Here is a 17,418-nt window from a genome sequence, read left to right as displayed (position 1 = left end):
GGGATCGTCGCGGCCTCCCTGGAAACCGCACTCAGAAGGGAGGTTCGAACCGGTGGTCTGCGCCGAGGGTAATGCCCGGAGCCTGTTCCCAACTCTCGCTGTGGGCATTGACGGGCCGGTAGTCGGTCGCCGGAGCCGGTAGCGACAGGTAACGCGCCGCCTCACGGTAGAGATCGGTGCGGCAGGTCTGCTGTACCAGCGACTTGCAGCGCTCCTCGCTCAGGGTTTTGCCCAGTAGCGCACTGCTCTGGGCAGCCAGCCACTCGCCGTCGGAACGCCAGGGGAAACCCGCCTGGTAACGTCCAAACACGTGGAAATCAGGCATCTCGTGGGCCGCACCACCGCGCGAGAACACCAGCGCTCCGGCCAGCGCAGGCCGCAGGGTTTCGACAGGCAGGTCGAGATATTCCGGGCGGGCCAACACTTCTGCCGCCTCGAGGCGATGTACGGGGTCCGACAGCCAGCGACAGGTTTCCATCAGGGCCAGGCGCAGGCGTAAGTGGGTGGCGGTGTGCTGCCGGTGCCAGGACTCGGTCACCGCCAGCACTTTTTCCGGGCTGTTGTTCCACAGTTCGTACCCCGTGGCCTGAATGGCGCCGATGCCCTGCTGTACCGCGACCGTACTCCAGGGCTCGCCCACGCAGTAACCGTCGATAATGCCCCGGGCGAGGCTGTCCACCATCTGCTCCGGAGGCAGTACGATGATACGGACATCGTGTTCCGGGTCGACACCCCCGCTCTGCAACCAGAGCCGCAGGAAGAAGGTATGGCAGGAAAAGGTGTGGGCCGAGGCGAAGGTCAGCTCCGGTTTGCTGCCGGGCTCACCGGTACCTGATGCACTGAGGTAACGCCCCAGTGCCAGGGCGGTACTGCGGGCTCCCTGCTCCGCGCTGCCGCCATGCTGTTCCAGGATTGTGGCCAGTTCCCGGCTTACGGTGATCGCGTTGCCGTTGAGGCTGAGGGCCAGGCCGGTAATGACATCGGCGCGCATACCGCCTACACCCAGCGAGGTGGCTATGGGCAGGGGCGCCAGCATCTGGGCCGCGTCGAGGTCGGCAATCACCAGCTTGTCCCGCAGGTTGGCCCAGGAAATCTCGCGTTCCAGGGTAACGTCCAGGCCGTAGCGTTCGTAGAAGCCCAGTTCCTGTGCCATCACCAGTGGCGCACTGTCGTTCAGCCGCAGGTAGCCAAGGCGTAATTCCCGTTTCTCTGCCGCCGGCAGGCGTAGTCCTTCACTCATCGTGGTTTTCGCTCCGGTCGCGATTTTTCCAGCACGGCAATGACATTGCCCGCCACCTCTCCCAGGGTCTGGTTCTGGTCCATCGCCAGTTTCCGCAGGGTACTGAAGGCTTCCTCTTCGTCGACGCCGTGAATGGCGCAGATCAGCCCCTTGGCCTTCTCCACCAGCTTGCGATCGGCCAGTTGTTGCCGGGTCCGGTCCAGTTCCAGGCGCAGGTCGTTAAAGGCGGAGAACTGGGCCATGGCGACGTCGATCACCGCCTGGACCCGCTCTGGATTGATGTCCTCAGCCTGGTAGGCAGTGACACCCGCCCGGATCGCCTCACCGATGAAGCCCGAATCACCGCTACCGGAAAACATCACCACCGGCCGCGGATTGTGGGTGGAGGCAATGGACAGACTCTCCAGTACGTCCCGGTCCGGCGAGTCCAGGGCGATTACCACCACATCCGGTTCCTGCTGGGCCATCTGGTACAGCAGGCCGGACGCGGTGGGAATGACCGAGAGAATCTCGAGGCCAGGCCGCGCCAGCCCCTCCGCCACGGCGTTGGCACGGGCAGGGTTGTCGTCTACGAGGATCACTCGCAGCGGCGCTGAAGAAGAGTCGTCGATAGTGATCACCCCGGGGGCGCAGCGGGCAGGCCCCCGGCCGTTGCGCGTCCTCTACATCAGATCTTGAACTGAACCGTCATCCACGCCTTTTCAGTGTCGGCGTAACGGCTGCTGTCGTCAGAAGAGAAATTTGCATACTTCAGCTGCAAACTCAACTTCGGATTGATGGGCCAGGTGGCTACCAGGTCCAGTTCGGTGCCGAAATCGGCACTGCTGTCCTCTGCCTGGAAGTCATGCCAGGTGCCAGCCAGTTTCACCGGTCCCAGTTTTCCGCTCAGACCGAGGTACATGTCCTCGATGCCGTCACCGGGTGTCACCAGGAACATGTCCGCCCAACCCTGGAATTTGTGCAGAGTGGCCAGCGGTGTCTTGAAGCCCACGCCATCTCCGGCGCCCAACACCTCGTAGCCCGCCAGCGCTTTTACCGGGCCCAGGGCAATGTCACCCTCGACCATGTAATAGTTGGCGCTGTAATCGAGCGGGCTCTGTCCGCCGTCGGACTGCCGGGCAAAGGCGGCGCGTACGCCCACCGGGCCCAGTTTGCCGCCATACTCGAGGCCCCAGGTGTCGGAACCATTGCCCTCTGCCCGGCCCGCCGGGTAACCGCTCTGGGGGTCGATGTCGAGCAGATAGCCGAAAGCCGTGAACTGGTGACCTTCCCAGGGCGTGAAGTTCACGCGCAGGAGGTGGTTCTCACCGTGCCAGTCAGCCGGCTGGGCGCCATCGTCGGGGCCGAAGATCCGGTTGATGTTGTAGACATAGGCGTAGTCGAGCGCCAGGGCATCCGCGCCCCACTGCAAGCGCACGCCGTCGTAGGTCTGCTCGTTCTGGCGCCAGGCCACCCCACCGACAAAGCGCTGGCTGCCATGCACGATCCGCTGGCGGCCGTAGGCGCCTGAAGCGGACTCGCCGCTGTATTTCACCCACGCCTGGTTGATGTCTGTGCCCTCGGGGTCCGCTACCACCGGATACTGGCCCTGGCCATTCTCGGTGGAGTTGTAGCGGTCGTCACCGATCGAGGTAACGTTGTCCACCTCGCCCATCAGGGTGAGTCCCTTCCAGTTGGCGGTGGTAAAGTTGACCCGCGTACGCAGGGTGGAGGCATCGGCATTCTTGTCGAAGTTCTCCATATCCACGTGCTCGAAGCGGTAGCGCAGGTCGGCTGCGAACTTGCCCTCTGTCAGCATCTCCAACGGGGAATCGGCGCCGTCCAGCGCCTTTTCCTCTGCCATTGCCGCCGTAGCTGCCAACACCGCAGCACCGAGAACTGCCGTAGTTTTCATAATCCCAACCCCAGTTTTTATTGCCATGACCTTTCTCCTGTCCAAAAAAAAACCTGCACTCCGCTGCGCCGATTGGCGCACCAAAGTGCAGGCTTCGTTGCCGAAAAATTTAAGACCTGGTGTTACTGCCCGTAACAAAGCAAGCATCGGGCCAACTTTTCAGAGCCCGCAGATTTACTGGCTTGAGTAGGTATCAGGCCAGTTCCACCGGTGGCCATGCACCGTTGTGGGCGTCAGCATGGTGCGCAGAGCGCACCGAAAGGGGGAGTGTTACCGGATGAAGCTAGCGCAGGATGTTGCGCTGGCTCTGGATACCCGCATAGAAGAACAGGAACACGGCGATCACAAAAATCGCCCCCGAGAACCACAGGGTGAAGGGGTCGTTCATGACTTCGAGGCCATTGGAAAGCAGGTAATTGTGTACCGTCGTCGCTACCATGGTGACCAGGGAAACCAGGAACACCACTACCGCCAGCCTGCGTCGAAACAACAGCAGGAGCGAGCCCAGCACACCGCCCCAGACGGCAATCGCCCAGCACGCGACCACCCAGACAGGCAAGCCGTAGAAAAAGGCCAGCTGTTCCTCACTGAAGGCACTCATATACTGCTCGTTGCGCGTCTGAGTCATCACATAGTCCAGGGCGCCCATGGCGTTCCACAGCAGGGACAACACGCCAACTACCCACAGATGCCAGGGCGCACTGGTGCGGCGTGAATCAGAGAGTATCGACATGGTTCTTCCCTTTTTGGTTACCCGCTGGCGATTCATCCGGCGGTGGAGCAGCCCTCTGGGCCGGATACGGTCACAAGCTTAGCAAATCACGGTTACCAGGGCAGGCAGGCGGCAATCTGGTCGGCGGAAAACCCCCGATACTGGAGAAAACGCTGGCGGCGGGCCTTTTCCCGGAAATCAGCCGGCGCCCCAAAGCCAAACTTCTTCTGGCACACTTCCCGGGCGAGTTGCTCCCAGTCCACATCGAGGGACTCCAGGGCAACACTGGCGTCATCATCCGGAATCCCTTTCTGTCGCATTTCCTGGCGCAGGCGCAGGGGCCCGTGGCCACGCAACACCCGCTGCCGCGCAAAACTCTCCGCGTAACGGCTGTCGCTCTGAAGTTTGTCTTGCGCCAGTCCATCCAGCACCTCGGCAATGGTCTCCCGGTCCTCAAACCGCCGGCCCAGTTTCTGCAGTAGTTCAGTGCGGGAATGTTCGCGGCGGGCCAGCAGGTCCATCGCCGCAAGGCGAATTGCCGGGCGCAGGTCTGCGGTCTCCATCGGGGAGTCAGCGGAATCGGGGTGATCAGGCAGCATCAGGGGAGCCCATAACTATAGGCATAAAAACGGCGTCGGGAGCGAGAGTGGGTTCAGTGGACCCGACGCCGAGGGGGAAAGCGAACTCTTCACAGATTCTTCATGGAAGTGCGAACGGCCCGCGACCCCGAAAAGTGCGCGGGCATCCCGTCACTCCGCAGCGGATTCCTCGGCTTCCGCCTCGGCAGCCTTGGCGGGAACAGCGCTCGCCATGGTCTGGCTGCGAATGGCCGTTTCAATCTCGTTGGCGACGGCCGGGTTGTCCTCCAGGAACTTGGCGGCATTGGCCTTGCCCTGGCCGATCTTGTCACCCTTGTAGGAGTACCAGGCGCCGGCCTTGTCCACCAGATTGAGTTTCACACCCCAGTCGATGACCTCGCCCATGTGGTAGATGCCCTTGCCGTACATGATCTGGAACTCCGCCTGCTTGAAGGGCGGCGAGACCTTGTTCTTGACCACTTTCACCCGGGTCTCGTTGCCGACCACCTCATCGCCGTCTTTCACCGCACCGATACGGCGGATGTCGAGACGTACGGAGGAATAGAACTTGAGAGCGTTACCCCCGGTGGTGGTTTCGGGGTTACCGAACATCACGCCGATCTTCATGCGGATCTGGTTGATGAAGATCACCAGGCAGTTGGTCTGCTTGATGGTACCGGTGAGTTTGCGCATGGCCTGGCTCAGCAGACGGGCCTGCAGGCCGACATGGGAATCGCCCATCTCGCCCTCGATTTCAGCTTTCGGCGTCAGCGCCGCCACGGAGTCCACTACCAGCACATCGACCGCGCCGGAACGCACCAGCATTTCCGCCACTTCCAGGGCCTGTTCGCCAGTATCGGGCTGGGACAGGATCAGGTCGTCCACCTGTACACCCAGCTTTTCGGCGTAGATCGGGTCCAGGGCGTGCTCGGCGTCGATAAAGGCAGCGGTGCCGCCGGCTTTCTGGGCCTCGGCGATCACCTGCAGGGTCAGGGTGGTTTTACCGGAGGACTCCGGACCATAGATTTCGCAGATACGGCCCTTGGGCAACCCGCCGATGCCGAGGGCGATGTCCAGACCCAGGGAGCCGGTGGAGATGGCGGGAATTGCCACGCGCTCGTTGTCGCCCATGCGCATGACCGTGCCCTTGCCGAACTGCCGCTCGATCTGGGTCAGGGCTGCCGCCAGTGCTTTTTCTTTATTCGCGTCCATGATTTGCCTCCGGGGTATCCAGTACGCCATACAGTAAAACTACTGTATATATACTCAGTGCTTTGAATCTGAAAAGCAACCCCGGAGCGGCGGAATTTTCCACCAGATGCGAGCGGGCCCGGAGAACCTGCCTGAAAAGCGGACAGGTTCGCAGCCGGGCCCTGAAGAGTAGTGGATTCGCAGGAGGTTACATCAGGTACAGCTCTTTCAGGCGCGCAACGTCCGCTGCATCCACTCCCAGTTCCCTGTCCATGTAGGCCAGCACCGAGCCGTAGTCCGCCTCGATCTGTTGCAGGGCATAGTACAGGTAGGGAATACCCTCGGCGGTGATCAGCGGCGCAGCGCGGGTGGACTCCTTGTCCGAGTAACGCAGCATCAGCGCGGCGAAGGGGTTGGTTTTGGCGGCACTGGCCAGGTCGACACCGCCCTTCTCCACCAGCGGCCGGCGGTATTCAGTGGACAGTACATAGTCCTGCATCACCTGCGGGCGCGGCACACCCAGGGCGGTCAACATCAGGGCGGAAGCGATGCCGGTGCGGTCCTGGCCCGCGGAGCAATTGACCACCAGCGGCGCGTGGCCGGCCACGGCCTGCTCGAAGTAGGCGGTCAGCTGGGGCTTGAGGCTGACGGGCATGCCCCGGTACATCTGGCCCATGTCGTGGGTGACAGAAATTTCCTTCCGGGCGCCGCCTTTCATCATATCCATGAAGTGGTAGTCCACCGCCACGTAGTCGATGCTGGCGTCTTTCACCCAGTGGTTGGGGTAGAGCTCGCGCTCTTCGGCACTGCGCAGGTCCACCACCGCCTCGAAACCGATGCCGGACAGGTAGTCCTCGTCCTTATCGGTAAGGTTGGTCATTACACCGGAGCGATAAAGCAGGCCCTTGCGTACGGTTTTGCCGTCCTCGGTAACGTAGCCGCCGAGGTCACGGAAGTTGGAGCCGCCTTCCAGCGGCAGCACGTTGCGATAGGTGTCGAGCGCACCGGTTTTCTGCTGCAGGGCTTCCGCGGTTGCGATATCGGCATTGACCATCGGTGCGAAGAGGGGCCCGGCCAAGCTGACGGCCAGGGCAAGGTATTTAAGGGATTTCATTGCGTGATCCTTGGAATTTGGGAAAGCGCGCCGGCAGCGCCGGCGCGTGGGTTCAGGGCAGACATCAGCCCCGATCAGAAGTTGACGCGCACACCCACCAGGTAGCGACGACCGTAGCTCTCCGCCTGGTTGATGGTGCCGTTGCCGCTGTAGCGCACATCGGTCTCATCGGTCAGGTTGTTGGCGTTGGCGTACAGGGACACGGCGGTCTCCTCCCAGTCGAAGGGCAGGGTGTACACCACGGAGAGGTCGACACGTTCCTGCTCACCCCAGTACTCGCTCGGGTCCTCGATCGGGGAGATCCATTCGTCGCGGTACTGGTAGTTCAGGCGTACCGACAGGTCGTACTTCTCGTAGAACAGGGAGATGTTGTAGACCATGTCCGAGGTGCCCGGCAGGTCCAGTGTACGGCCGTCGAGCGACTTGAACTCCGAGTCGATCAGGGTCAGGTTGGCGCTGATGCCGAGGCCGTCGAAGGGCGCCGGCAGCACGTCTTCCGCGAGGGCGATGGCGTTGAATTCCAGGCCCTGCATCATACCGTCCTTGCCATTGACCGCACCCTGGAATTCCCAGGATTCGCCGGCGGCGGGCGGGAAGTAAATGCCGCCGTCGATGGTGGAAACGTCGGTGTAGATGACGTTGTCGATCTCGCGGTAGAAGGCACCCACGGAGAGGATGCTGGCCGGGGCGAAGTACCACTCCAGGGAAGTATCGACTCCAATGGCCTCTTCCGCTTCCAGGGTGGGGTTACCGCCGGTGACGGTCTGCTCGGTGACATCGACACTCGCCGCCGCACGCCACTCGTTGTAGGTGGGGCGGTTGACGCCGGTGGAGGCAGACACCCGCCACTTCAGCTCTTCGGTCAGGTCGAAGTTGAAGTGCAGGCTGGGCAACACATTGGTGAAGCTGTCGTCCACCGACACCGAGGTATCGTTGAGAGTGCCCTGGCTGGTGTAGTCGGTCTGCTCGACGCGCACGCCGCCCACCACGTTACCCCAGCTGAACTCGGTGCGAAGCATGGCATAGGCGGCGATGATGTCTTCCTCGATGGCAATGAGGTTGGATTCACCAATCAGCCCGTTGACCGACAGGTCTGCTGCGTTGGCCCAGGCATTGTAGAGGCCGGCATTATTGAAGTAGGTGCCGCCGATAGTATTGGTGGTATTGGCGTCCCAGGCCTTGCCCGTGTCGTAGTCGGCGATATCGATCTCCGCCGGGAAGGCACCGATTACCGGCGTCGCGACAAAACCGCCGGCTTCGCGCTGGTCCCACTGGGTGCCCAGGGACAGGGTTGAAGCCTGGCCGAACAGGTCCAGATCGCGGCTTGCATCGAGCTTGTACTTGGTGGCCTCGATATCGAGTTGCTGCACGTAGTGCAGGCCCAGGGTCATGGCGTACTCGATGTCGGCCAGGTCAGTGGCCAGGTAGAGTTTCGGGTCCTCGATGTCGCTGAGGTCGTAGTCCGCCATGGTGAAGCCGCCCACGCTGTAGGGAATGGGCAGGTCCATACCGAACTCGGTCTCAGTGTAGTTGACACTGCCTTCCACAAACCATTCACCCGCCTGAACGTCGACGCCCAGGGTGGTGGTGTCGGTGGAGTTTTCGTACAGACCCTGCTCCAGGTTGCGCGACACGATCATCGGCACATTTTCCGCTGTCACACCGGCCACCGGCGCCGCAGACGAAAACGCCCACTGGTTGCGCTCTTCGTGATCCTGGAACTCACTGTAGAGCTTGGAGGCATAAACCCGCTGCAGGGCGCCGTCGCCACGGTACTCCAGATGGCCGCCGTAGGCCTGGTCTTCACGCTTCACCTTGTAGCTGCGGAAGTCCAGGTCGTGCACGGTGAGTTCACCATTCTCGCCAGGCTCCAGTTCATATTCGCGGTTGTCGGTAATCTGTTCGCGGCTGTTCTCGGAGCCAAACAGCATCAGGCCGAAATTGTCATTGGACCAGGAACCCCGCAGGCCATACTTCTCGATATCGCCGTCGCCCAGGTCCTGCTTGCCGGTGCCCACATCAGCCGCCATGGAGAAACCTTCCTTGTCGAAGGGGCTGAAGGTATGGATGTTGATAAAGCCCGCCACAGACTCACCGGGCATGTTGGGCAGGATGGCCTTGTTGGCCTCGATGCGGCTGGTGATCACCGAGGGGAAGCTGTCGAAACGCGGGATACGACCATTCTCTGCCCCCGGCACGTCGATCCCATCGAAGGCGATGGTGGTGTACCGGAAGGGCGCACCGCGCAGGTTGATGTAGCGGGCCTGGCCTTGGTCGCGCTCGATGGCAAGGCCCGGCAGGCGGCCCAGCGAATCCGCCAGGTTCTGGTCCGGGAACTGGCCGATGGTATCGGCGGAAACGATATCCACGTAGTTGTCGGCAAAGCGTTTGGCGTCGATGGAGGCCTGCTGGCTGTCACGAATCGGGGTAGCGGTAACGACTACCTCTTCGAGCTGTTGGGCCTGAACGGTCGGAATGCCGAGGGCTGCGCCTACGGCGACGGCCAGCGGAAACTTGCGGAAAACTGTCATCTGTATCTCCCCAGAAACATCTGTTGTGTGTCGTACATGGGTGGTGAAAGTGCGCATCAGCGCGTTGCTGGGGCAGCAGTATCGGGATGGAATATGAGCGTTTTGTTACACGGGGGCCGAAACCGGCCAGAGAGACATCTCTAAACTAGTTTTCCCTTTATTTCAGGTAGTTACAGTCATTCCAAATCGGTTTCTCCAATCTCTCCAAGCCCTTCCGGGGTGCATTCCGGGGTTGATTCCACCCGAATATGACGGGGATCGGTAGCGATCCGGTAGCGGAACCTCGCCGTGCGCGGGTCACGCTCCATCTCGAACAGGTAATCGCCGGCCAGGGCCTCACCGAGCAGGCTCGCCAGGTGCTCTTTCACCTTGCTGCGGTTCTGGTCGAGGATCTTGGAGCGCAGGCCTTTCTCGCGCAGGTCGCGGGTCGCCTTACCGTGCCCCTGGTGGGCTTCCATCAATTCCACCAGTTCACCGGCGTGCTCGCGGTCGCTGCGATTGGAAGCGGGGTTGGTAAACCAGCCTCCCCCCTCTCCGGCCCCGTCCCGCAGGCGGCGCATGGCGTACCAGTAGTAATAGATGAAGGGAGTTACCGGAAGCTTCACGGCCAGGCCGTGGATACGGACTGTTGACTCCGCCGGGCAGAACACCAGTTCGGCCGGTGAGCGGGCCACTTGCAGCGCGCTCTCCCACGCGGCCAGACCTTCCCCTTCGTCCTGCTCGAGGGCCAGCTCGAACCAGCGCAGGTCTCCCGGCTCAAGCGCGGCAACCTTTGCACTGCCAACCCAGTCAAACATCGCGGACAGGAGGCCGAATTCCGCCGTCTGTACGCGCCCCAACAGGCTGTTCAACACACTCACTTGCAGGTCCGACAGCGCATCGACCCCACGCACACAGCGCGTGGCCTGTCCCCGCGGGATGCCCAGCTGCATCAAGCTTTTCCGGTACCGGCGCTGGCGTGTCGAGGGCGGCCGTGGCAGTGCCAGGCAAAATGCTGTAAACAGGGCCACCAGAGCCCCCTGACCCAGCAACAGGAAAGGCCAGTTGCGCTGGCAACTCACGGCCACCTGTAGCGAGCGTGTCTCGTCTGCCTGCTGCCACTCGAACGACAGTACACGATCGCCAGCGGCCGCTTCCGCTGTGTCCTGCCCCTGCACGCGCGTAACTCGCGCTGAGCAGTGTGCCAGTGGCCCGGGACGCGCCAGGGGCAGGTCGGCCAGGTCCCGGTCGACGTCCTCGGCAACCCCTGTCCAGGAGAAGGAGCTCTCCTCCCAGCTCGGCATCATGTAGGCGAGCCGGATCGGGAACGATGCCGCCAGTTCCTGCTGCAGTTGCCGGACGAAGACGTCCACGGCATAACTCTGACCAACACCCACCAGTAGTGCATAGAGCCCGATAGCGATGATGAGCCAGACCCGCAGGCGCCGCGTCAGGGGCATTGAATGCCCTCGGCGACCAGAGGATCACCAATCAACAGGGGGTTTGTCACCCCCAGCGCCGCCAGCAGGTCGCACTCGACCCCGCTGCCCACCAGGCGCCGGTTCACATACCAGGTGCCAGAAGTGACCCGGTCCTCGATCAGTAACTGGTGCTCGTAGGCGAGCTGAAAGCGCTCGGCGAGAAAAATGGGCCCGCTGATGATATCGACTTCTCCGGTGGTGAATGCCCGATATAGGGCATGGGGATCGGGGTATAACCGCAACTGCTGATCGGTCAGCTCAATACCGGCTTCGTGGAGGGCATTCATGGGTCGCTGGTAGAAGGTCTGGCTACTGGGGTCATCCAGCAGGCCCACCACCTTGCCCTCAAGGTACTCCCGGGTCATTTCCGGGAGGCCGCCGCGGCTGAACCAGTACACCGCGTAGCTGGGCGTTTCCAGAAGCGGCTGATAGTAGTCAAAAAACTCCGGCACCATCCCCAGCACCAGGTGCTCGCGGTTCCAGAACAGGTCGTAGCGCCCCTCCAGGATGTCCTTGCCAGACAGGAAGCTACGGGGGCGCCAGCTGATGGTGACGTCGCTGTAATCCCGCGCCACCGCCTCGCCAGCACAGGTAGCAGTGGCCAGTTCCTCGACGTAGGCGTCAGTCAGGGTGAGTATCTGCAGGTTATCCTTGCCCGCGGCTGCGCCGGTGGTACAGGAGACGGACTGGTATTCGCTGAGGACGAGTGCCCCGACCCGAGGCGTGCTGAGGATTACACTCAGTACCGCCAGCCCCAGGGCCAGTAGCGCCAGCAACAGGAAGTACTGCAGCTTGTTGTTTACAGGAAGGGGGAGTTGCACCGGCCTCTGGTCATTTGCGACAAAAGCGGCAGGATAAGTCAGTTTTGTGACAGCCCGATGACAGCCCTAGACTTCGACGGCGTAGCAGATACAGTCCGACTGGGCGATATCCGGGTTGTTGGTCACCATGAACAGCTTGAGGCGCTGCGCCGGGAACAGCGCGCCCTCCTCCACCCGCACCAGGCTGGCTACCGCACAACGACCGCCCCCATCTCGGGCTCGGAAGACTCGCTTGGCATCGCCCTTGACCCAGCCCAGGGCAACAGCCGGGTCTACCGGCTGGAAATTGTGCCGCTCGATATCCGGCAGCAGCGTCACGTCGGCCTCCGGCACCGGCTGGTCGGCGTAGGCCAGGGCCATGCCCGGGTTCAGCTCCAGCCGTATGGAGTGCTCGAAGTACTCGAGCGTCTCCGGGTTGGCGACGGGTGTCAGTACATTGTCGGCGGTAAAATAACGCACCAGCCCCGCGTCGGCCGTGAGCTGGGCCTCCCGATCCAGGCGCCCCCCGACTTCCACGGTGACCGTGGGACAGCTCTCCTCGGTGATCTCCATCAGCGCACCGAGGCCGATATCGGTAATCACCAGGCGCCGGGTAAACAGCGACACCAGCGCGTCGTGGTGACGATCCCGGTGGGTACAAACACCGAAAGCCGGGCCGGAGCCCGATGTGTTATGCATGTCCACTACCGCTTCCGGGTGGTGCAGGCGCAGGATTTCCAGGATTTCTTCGGCCAGGTGTCCCTGCTCATCAGAAAAGGGAGGCCGGAAACAGCGGTTGAGATCCCGTGCCCCCGGCAGCATACGATGGCTGTAGAGCGGGGGCTGCAGGGCGGCATTGACCGACGCGACAATACACACCACGTTCACCGCGCTCTGCCGCCCCTGTTGCAACCAGTGCAGCAGGGCCCGGGCGCCGGAGGGCTCATTGCCGTGCAGGAGGGTGACAAAGGCCCGGGTGCGAGAACTGTCGGCGCCTTCGAGGAACAGGCACGCAGGGCCACCGAGAGCGCGCAGAAACGATTCCAGGTCGCTGCCGAGGGACGCCGGGTCAGGGTTGCGTAAAAACCGGAAGCGCCTCACAAGGGCCACTCCGCCACTGGCCGATTACTCACGCTGTGGCCGATAAACTCCTTCAGCAAGGCGCTGTTCACTTCCTCCGGGGGCAGCTCACAGCGCAGGCGCGCCAGGCGCATCAGCTGCCAGGACGCCCCGGTCTGGGCCCGGGACAGGCGCTGGGCGATCACCCCCAGGTACTGCTCCGCCTCGGCGTTATCAATACCGAGCTCAGCCAGCCCACGGTATGCCAGCGGCAACAGTTCGCGCACGATAGTCAGGGCGCGGTGCTCGCGGTAACCGCTGCTGCCGGTCTCCGGCCATACCAGGGGCGCGGCCAGGCCGTACTGGGCAGCCCGGTAAAAATTGTGCTCGGCCAGGTAGAACGGCAGCCCCGGCAACAGGGTGTGTATCCGCGAACGCATCCCCTCCGCCAGGCCGATCAACAGCGCGGCGTTGGCCACCATGTCCAGCGGCGTAGGCCCCGCCGGGAGCGCGCGCATTTCTATCCGCAGGTGACCGCCGTCCGCCGGGTCGTAGACCGGGCGATTCCAGGACCAGACCGTACTCTGGTGCAGGCGCAGCTCCGACAGGGGCGGTGGCTCGCGCTCCGCTTCGCGGGCGTCTGCGCACACCGGCAACAACGGCTCGTACAGGCGCACCGCCTCGACAAACAGTTCCAGCGCGCCGCGGCGAACCCAGCCGTGGCCGTAGTTGACCCGGGCTGGCTCGTTCCAGCCGTAGCGGTCCCGGATGCGGGTATCGATGGATTGCTTGAACAGGGGCACCCGCGTCTCGTGCCACAGGCAGTGACCAAACAGGGTGGGCGAATTGCCAGAGACCGCCAGCACCAGCGGTGTGACCAGCTGGATAGCGTTGAAGGTGTCGGCGAAGTCCTCCTGGCGGACCCGGTAATGCACCTGGAAGGAGGTGTTGGCGCCCTCCAGGGTAATGTCGGCCATGCGCAGCCTGAGGGGTTCCGGCCCGTTGATATCCACACTGAAGGCGTGGCCGCGACGTCGGATAAGCTGCTTGACCAGGGCGTGGTAACGCTTGCGGTCGGTAATGCAGTGGGGGCCAAAGTCGGTTCGCCGCAGGGTCGGCAGAATACCGGTGAGCACAATTTGCCCGCCCCGGGCCTTTGCCAGTTGCCGCAGGCCCGACAGCTTGTCCAGTATTTCGCGCTCGGTGTTGGCGAAGGGCTGTCCGTCCAGCGGCCAGGGTGAGAGGTTGTACTCCAGGTTGTAGCGATTGAGCTCCAGCGTCAGCTGGGGGTCATTGGCATCGGCGTGCAACTCCTGGTTGGCGTGAAGGGGAAGGCCATCGGCGTCGACCAGATACATCTCCAGTTCCGAGCCGAGCGAACCATTCCCGGCACCGAAGCCCGGCTGCGCCAGGGTCTCCTCCAACTGGCGCAGGTTGTCCTCCAGACGCTGTCCGAAGGCGGCAAACTCGCCGTCGTCAAAATCGGTCCTGTCGATATCGCTACCCACGCGCACTCCTCTGCCAGGGGACACATCCCCCGGCGGCGATCGACCGACCCCGGGCGTCCCTCACCACAGTATAGCCCCGCATGATAACAGTCCAGACGGGTGGTCAATCCTCCAGCAGAAAGCGCCGCAACTGTTGCCGCAGCTTGCGGTTCTCGCGGTGGAGACGGTCGCGCTGACGCAACAGGTCGACCAACATGGCCGTGGCCACCCAGTCCAGGTCGAAATCGCGATGCAGGCGTACCGCCTTCTGCATCCACCGGGCCGAGGTGGTGTCGAACTCCCAGTCGCGAGCCTGCTGCCCGGCCGTCGGGCGGGCAATCCCCTGCTCCACAATCGTCACCACCTGTTCTTCGGTGACACCTTCACGCTCGCAGAATTCTCTCGCGGTAATCCGCAGGATACTGGTGCTCATGCTGACGCCCTCCACTCGGCCCGCGGATCAAAAGCCTGTTCCTCGGACAGGGACTGCCACAGTTCCCGGGCCCTGTCGCCGGCCTTGGGTGGCATGACCACTTTCAACAGCGCATAGAGGTCACCCCGGCCGGACTTACTGACCAGCCCCTTGCCCTTGATCCGCAGCTTGCGACCGGCCTGGCTGTCCGGCGCTACCGTCAGGGTCACCTTGCCATCCAGCGTCGGCACCGTCACTTTGGCACCAAGGGCCGCCTCCCAGGGGGCCAGCGGCACGGTCACCAACAGGTCGTGCCCCTGCACATCGAATAGCGGGTGGGGTACCAGGCGGATGTGCAGGTAGAGATCACCGTCCGGGGCACCGCCCTGGCCCGGCACGCCCTGGCCGCGCAGGCGAATGCGCTCGCCCTCTCCTACACCCGCGGGAATCGTGACCTTCAGCGATTTGCGGCGGGTGACCCGCTGGCCGTTCTCGATCACCGGCAATTCATATTCCACGGGTTTTTGGGTATCTGCGAGGGTCTCCTCGAGAAAGACCGGCATCTCGATTTCCACGTCGCGCCCGGGGCGGCCGCGGTGGAAAGCCTGTTCACCCGGGCCGGCGTCGAAGCCACCGCCAAAAATGTTGTTGAAGAAATCGGAGAAATCGCCGCTGAAGTGATGGCTGCCCCCGGCAGCCCGCGACTCCCACCCGGGCGGCGGCTCAAAGCCACCGGCCCTGCGGCCGCCGTAGCGCCTCAGCTCATCGAATTCCGCACGGCGGGTATCGTCGCCCAGAACTTCCCAGGCTTCCGCCACTTCCTTGAATTTTTCCTCGGCTTCCTCACCCGGGTTGAGGTCCGGGTGGTATTTGCGCGCCAGCTTGCGATAGGCGGTCTTGATGTCCGCCTTTTCCGCATCCGGCTCAACGCCGAGAATGGCATAGTAATCCTTGAATTCCATAAGCCCTTCCGCGCCCTCACTAGCCCGTATCCCAGCGCGAGAAATACTCGCGCTACCAAACCCTAAATATGGTGCTTGCGGTGAAAGTTACAAGTGTCGCCACAATGCAGGCGTTGCCGTATGTGCCCTCAACCGCTAGAGTGGCGAGCCCCGCGGCCACTCCCCGACACGCCATTGCGCTCCACCAGTAACGACAACAGCAAGCAACCCGGCGACGGTGGCCGCGACCCGCAACCCCGGGTTTCCGCATTTTCCGAGCCCGGCTTCCGGCGCTACTTTTTCACCTCCTGCCAGTCCAACATGGGGACCTGGATCAGCCGCTTCCTGCTGGGCTGGAGTGCCTGGGAACTGACCCAGTCGGCACTCTGGGTGGGCATCACCAGCGCCCTGATGTTGCTGCCCACGTTCGTCCTGTCCCCGCTGTTTGGCGTCATCTCCGACCGCGTCAGCCCCCGCAGCGGCCTGCTCTGCACCATTGGCAGCCAGGGTCTACTGGGAGCCCTGGCCGCTGTTTCTATCTTGCTGGGCTGGTTCTCCATCGAGTGGCTGTTACTGCTGGCCCTGGGCATTGGCGCCATCAGCGCGGCGCATCACCCGATGCGGCTGGCCCTGTTACCGCGCCTGGTATCCCGCGAAACACTGCCGGGGGCGATCGGGATCACCGCCGTGGTATTCAATGTGTCGCGCATTCTCGGACCGGCGGCGGCCGGCTGGCTGCTGGCGCATACGTCCCTGTCCCTGGCGTTTGCAATCGCCGCCTGCCTCTTCGCCGGCGCCTGTTTACCACTGCTGGCGATCCGCGGCATCGAAGCCCCGGAACATCGGTCGCAGGGCGCCATGCTCGCCCAGTTGGCGGCGGGCATGCGCTACGCGCGAGCGCACGACACGATACGCCTGGCGCTGCTGTTGACCCTGGTCAACGGGCTGCTCGGTCGCACCGTGCTGGAACTGTTGCCGGCGCTATCGGGGAAGTTGCTGGACGGGTCGGCTACGAGCCTGGCGGTACTGACCGGCTCCGCTGGCGCCGGCTCAGTCATCGGCGGACTGCTGCTGGCTCGCCAACACGGTGGCGAGGAAGCGCTGCAGCGATTGATAAAGGCCTGCCTGCTGGGCAGCTCGCTGGTATTGTTGCCCGCGGCCTGGCTGTCCAGCCTCGCCACCACCGCGATCGTGGTGGGCGCACTGAGCCTCCTGACCACGATGACGGGAACCTGCAGTCAGGCCCTGGCGCAACTGGCCGTGGACGAGGGTTTTCGCGGCCGGGTCCTCAGCCTGTGGACCGTCTTCGCCATGGGCGGGCCCGCCGTGGGCAGCCTGGTGATGGGCGCCGCCGCCGACCTGTGGGGTATTGCTCCCGCCATCATAACGGCGGCGCTAATGGCGCTGGTGGCGACGGCCGCCCTGTCACGCAACGCCTCCTAGCGCCGCGCGGGTAACATCCGCCGCAGGGTATCGTCGGACTGCACATAGTGATGCACCAGCGCCGCCAGTGCATGCAGCCCGATGAGGAAGTAGCCCACCGTGCCCAGCACCTCGTGAACCTCCTCGAGCAGTTCTGCCCGCTCCTCGTTGGCGGGCAGCAGCGCCGGAATCCCGAGCCCCCACAGGGAGACCTCATGACCCTCGGCACTGCGGATTGCCCAGCCCAGCAGGGGTATGGCCAGCAGCAGCAGGTAAAGACCCAGGTGCAGCAAGCGGGCAGACAGGACCTGCCAGCCAGGCGTCCCGGCGAGCGCTGCCGGCAGCGGTGTAAACCAGCGAGCCACCAGACGGGCGCCGGTCACCGCGAATACGGTCAGGCCCAGGTTGAAATGCAGCCACTTCATGAAGTCACGTTCGGGGGTCCCGCGTTCAAACAACTCCCGAAGCTCGATACTGGCGTAGGCGCCAATTATCAACAGCAGGGTCAACCAGTGCAGAGCCACCAGGCTCGGGCTGTAACGCGGGGGCAACGGCTTGTTCATCAAGGCCTCACAGG

16 protein-coding genes are annotated in these 17,418 nt (G+C 63.2%); 1 reads left to right on the top strand and 15 read right to left on the bottom strand.

Annotated features, from left to right (window positions below; genetic code table 11):
• Positions 1 to 31 precede the first annotated feature (31 nt).
• From FV139_RS05885 to FV139_RS05820, 14 genes are all read right to left on the bottom strand, one after another.
• Positions 32 to 1,240: a CmpA/NrtA family ABC transporter substrate-binding protein gene (locus FV139_RS05885; RefSeq protein WP_148067327.1), complete on the bottom strand. Its 1,209-nt coding sequence runs from the start codon at positions 1,238 to 1,240 to the stop codon at positions 32 to 34.
• Positions 1,237 to 1,860: an ANTAR domain-containing response regulator gene (locus FV139_RS05880; protein ID WP_148067326.1), complete on the bottom strand. Its 624-nt coding sequence runs from the start codon at positions 1,858 to 1,860 to the stop codon at positions 1,237 to 1,239. The genes FV139_RS05885 and FV139_RS05880 overlap by 4 nt, the downstream gene beginning before the upstream one ends.
• Before the next feature lie 47 nt (positions 1,861 to 1,907).
• Complete coding sequence (locus FV139_RS05875) at positions 1,908 to 3,134, bottom strand: alginate export family protein (RefSeq protein ID WP_187276421.1); 1,227 nt, start codon at positions 3,132 to 3,134, stop codon at positions 1,908 to 1,910.
• 283 nt (positions 3,135 to 3,417) lie between these two features.
• Positions 3,418 to 3,867 (bottom strand): hypothetical protein, encoded by a 450-nt coding sequence (locus FV139_RS05870; protein WP_148067324.1) that lies wholly within the window; start codon positions 3,865 to 3,867, stop codon positions 3,418 to 3,420.
• Between the two features lie 92 nt (positions 3,868 to 3,959).
• Positions 3,960 to 4,445, bottom strand: coding sequence for a regulatory protein RecX (locus FV139_RS05865; RefSeq protein WP_235898562.1), 486 nt, complete (start codon positions 4,443 to 4,445; stop codon positions 3,960 to 3,962).
• Between the two features lie 150 nt (positions 4,446 to 4,595).
• The gene (recA, locus tag FV139_RS05860) at positions 4,596 to 5,636 is read right to left on the bottom strand and encodes a recombinase RecA (RefSeq protein WP_148067323.1); all 1,041 of its coding nucleotides are present in this window, start codon (positions 5,634 to 5,636) and stop codon (positions 4,596 to 4,598) included.
• 187 nt (positions 5,637 to 5,823) lie between these two features.
• Positions 5,824 to 6,729: a tyrosine-protein phosphatase gene (locus FV139_RS05855; protein ID WP_148067322.1), complete on the bottom strand. Its 906-nt coding sequence runs from the start codon at positions 6,727 to 6,729 to the stop codon at positions 5,824 to 5,826.
• Positions 6,730 to 6,803: 74 nt separating this feature from the next.
• Positions 6,804 to 9,260, bottom strand: coding sequence for a TonB-dependent receptor (locus FV139_RS05850; RefSeq protein ID WP_187276420.1), 2,457 nt, complete (start codon positions 9,258 to 9,260; stop codon positions 6,804 to 6,806).
• Between the two features lie 176 nt (positions 9,261 to 9,436).
• Positions 9,437 to 10,699: a hypothetical protein gene (locus tag FV139_RS05845; RefSeq protein ID WP_148067320.1), complete on the bottom strand. Its 1,263-nt coding sequence runs from the start codon at positions 10,697 to 10,699 to the stop codon at positions 9,437 to 9,439.
• Positions 10,690 to 11,541, bottom strand: a complete 852-nt coding sequence (locus FV139_RS05840) for a hypothetical protein (RefSeq protein WP_148067319.1) — start codon at positions 11,539 to 11,541, stop codon at positions 10,690 to 10,692. Before FV139_RS05840 ends, FV139_RS05845 begins: the two co-directional genes overlap by 10 nt.
• A gap of 66 nt (positions 11,542 to 11,607) precedes the next feature.
• Entirely contained in the window at positions 11,608 to 12,621 is a 1,014-nt protein-coding gene (locus tag FV139_RS05835; RefSeq protein WP_148067318.1) for a M14 family metallopeptidase, read from the bottom strand.
• Positions 12,618 to 14,087: a glutamate--cysteine ligase gene (locus tag FV139_RS05830; protein WP_148067317.1), complete on the bottom strand. Its 1,470-nt coding sequence runs from the start codon at positions 14,085 to 14,087 to the stop codon at positions 12,618 to 12,620. Before FV139_RS05830 ends, FV139_RS05835 begins: the two co-directional genes overlap by 4 nt.
• 103 nt (positions 14,088 to 14,190) lie before the next feature.
• Positions 14,191 to 14,499, bottom strand: coding sequence for a chaperone modulator CbpM (locus tag FV139_RS05825; protein WP_148067316.1), 309 nt, complete (start codon positions 14,497 to 14,499; stop codon positions 14,191 to 14,193).
• Entirely contained in the window at positions 14,496 to 15,440 is a 945-nt protein-coding gene (locus FV139_RS05820; RefSeq protein WP_148067315.1) for a DnaJ C-terminal domain-containing protein, read from the bottom strand. Before FV139_RS05820 ends, FV139_RS05825 begins: the two co-directional genes overlap by 4 nt.
• A gap of 174 nt (positions 15,441 to 15,614) precedes the next feature.
• On the opposite strand from FV139_RS05820, the gene FV139_RS05815 reads away from it, so the two are divergent.
• Complete coding sequence (locus FV139_RS05815; protein WP_187276419.1) at positions 15,615 to 16,862, top strand: MFS transporter; 1,248 nt, start codon at positions 15,615 to 15,617, stop codon at positions 16,860 to 16,862.
• Here FV139_RS05815 and FV139_RS05810 read toward each other — a convergent pair.
• The gene (locus FV139_RS05810; protein ID WP_148067313.1) at positions 16,859 to 17,404 is read right to left on the bottom strand and encodes a cytochrome b; all 546 of its coding nucleotides are present in this window, start codon (positions 17,402 to 17,404) and stop codon (positions 16,859 to 16,861) included. The genes FV139_RS05815 and FV139_RS05810 overlap by 4 nt on opposite strands.
• Positions 17,405 to 17,418 lie beyond the last annotated feature (14 nt).

It is taken from the genome of Parahaliea maris, from assembly GCF_008064665.1.
GTDB classification, from domain to species: domain Bacteria; phylum Pseudomonadota; class Gammaproteobacteria; order Pseudomonadales; family Halieaceae; genus Parahaliea; species Parahaliea maris.
This window is presented reverse-complemented; position numbering and strand designations above follow the sequence as displayed.

Coding starts and splice junctions, on each gene's coding strand:
- FV139_RS05870 (WP_148067324.1), bottom strand. CDS start 3,867: ATGTCGATACTCTCTGATTCACGCCGCACCAGTGCGCCCTGGCATCTG.
- FV139_RS05825 (WP_148067316.1), bottom strand. CDS start 14,499: ATGAGCACCAGTATCCTGCGGATTACCGCGAGAGAATTCTGCGAGCGT.
- FV139_RS05875 (WP_187276421.1), bottom strand. CDS start 3,134: ATGAAAACTACGGCAGTTCTCGGTGCTGCGGTGTTGGCAGCTACGGCG.
- FV139_RS05845 (WP_148067320.1), bottom strand. CDS start 10,699: ATGCCCCTGACGCGGCGCCTGCGGGTCTGGCTCATCATCGCTATCGGG.
- FV139_RS05855 (WP_148067322.1), bottom strand. CDS start 6,729: ATGAAATCCCTTAAATACCTTGCCCTGGCCGTCAGCTTGGCCGGGCCC.
- recA (WP_148067323.1), bottom strand. CDS start 5,636: ATGGACGCGAATAAAGAAAAAGCACTGGCGGCAGCCCTGACCCAGATC.
- FV139_RS05885 (WP_148067327.1), bottom strand. CDS start 1,240: ATGAGTGAAGGACTACGCCTGCCGGCGGCAGAGAAACGGGAATTACGC.
- FV139_RS05865 (WP_235898562.1), bottom strand. CDS start 4,445: ATGCTGCCTGATCACCCCGATTCCGCTGACTCCCCGATGGAGACCGCA.
- FV139_RS05820 (WP_148067315.1), bottom strand. CDS start 15,440: ATGGAATTCAAGGATTACTATGCCATTCTCGGCGTTGAGCCGGATGCG.
- FV139_RS05810 (WP_148067313.1), bottom strand. CDS start 17,404: ATGAACAAGCCGTTGCCCCCGCGTTACAGCCCGAGCCTGGTGGCTCTG.
- FV139_RS05850 (WP_187276420.1), bottom strand. CDS start 9,260: ATGACAGTTTTCCGCAAGTTTCCGCTGGCCGTCGCCGTAGGCGCAGCC.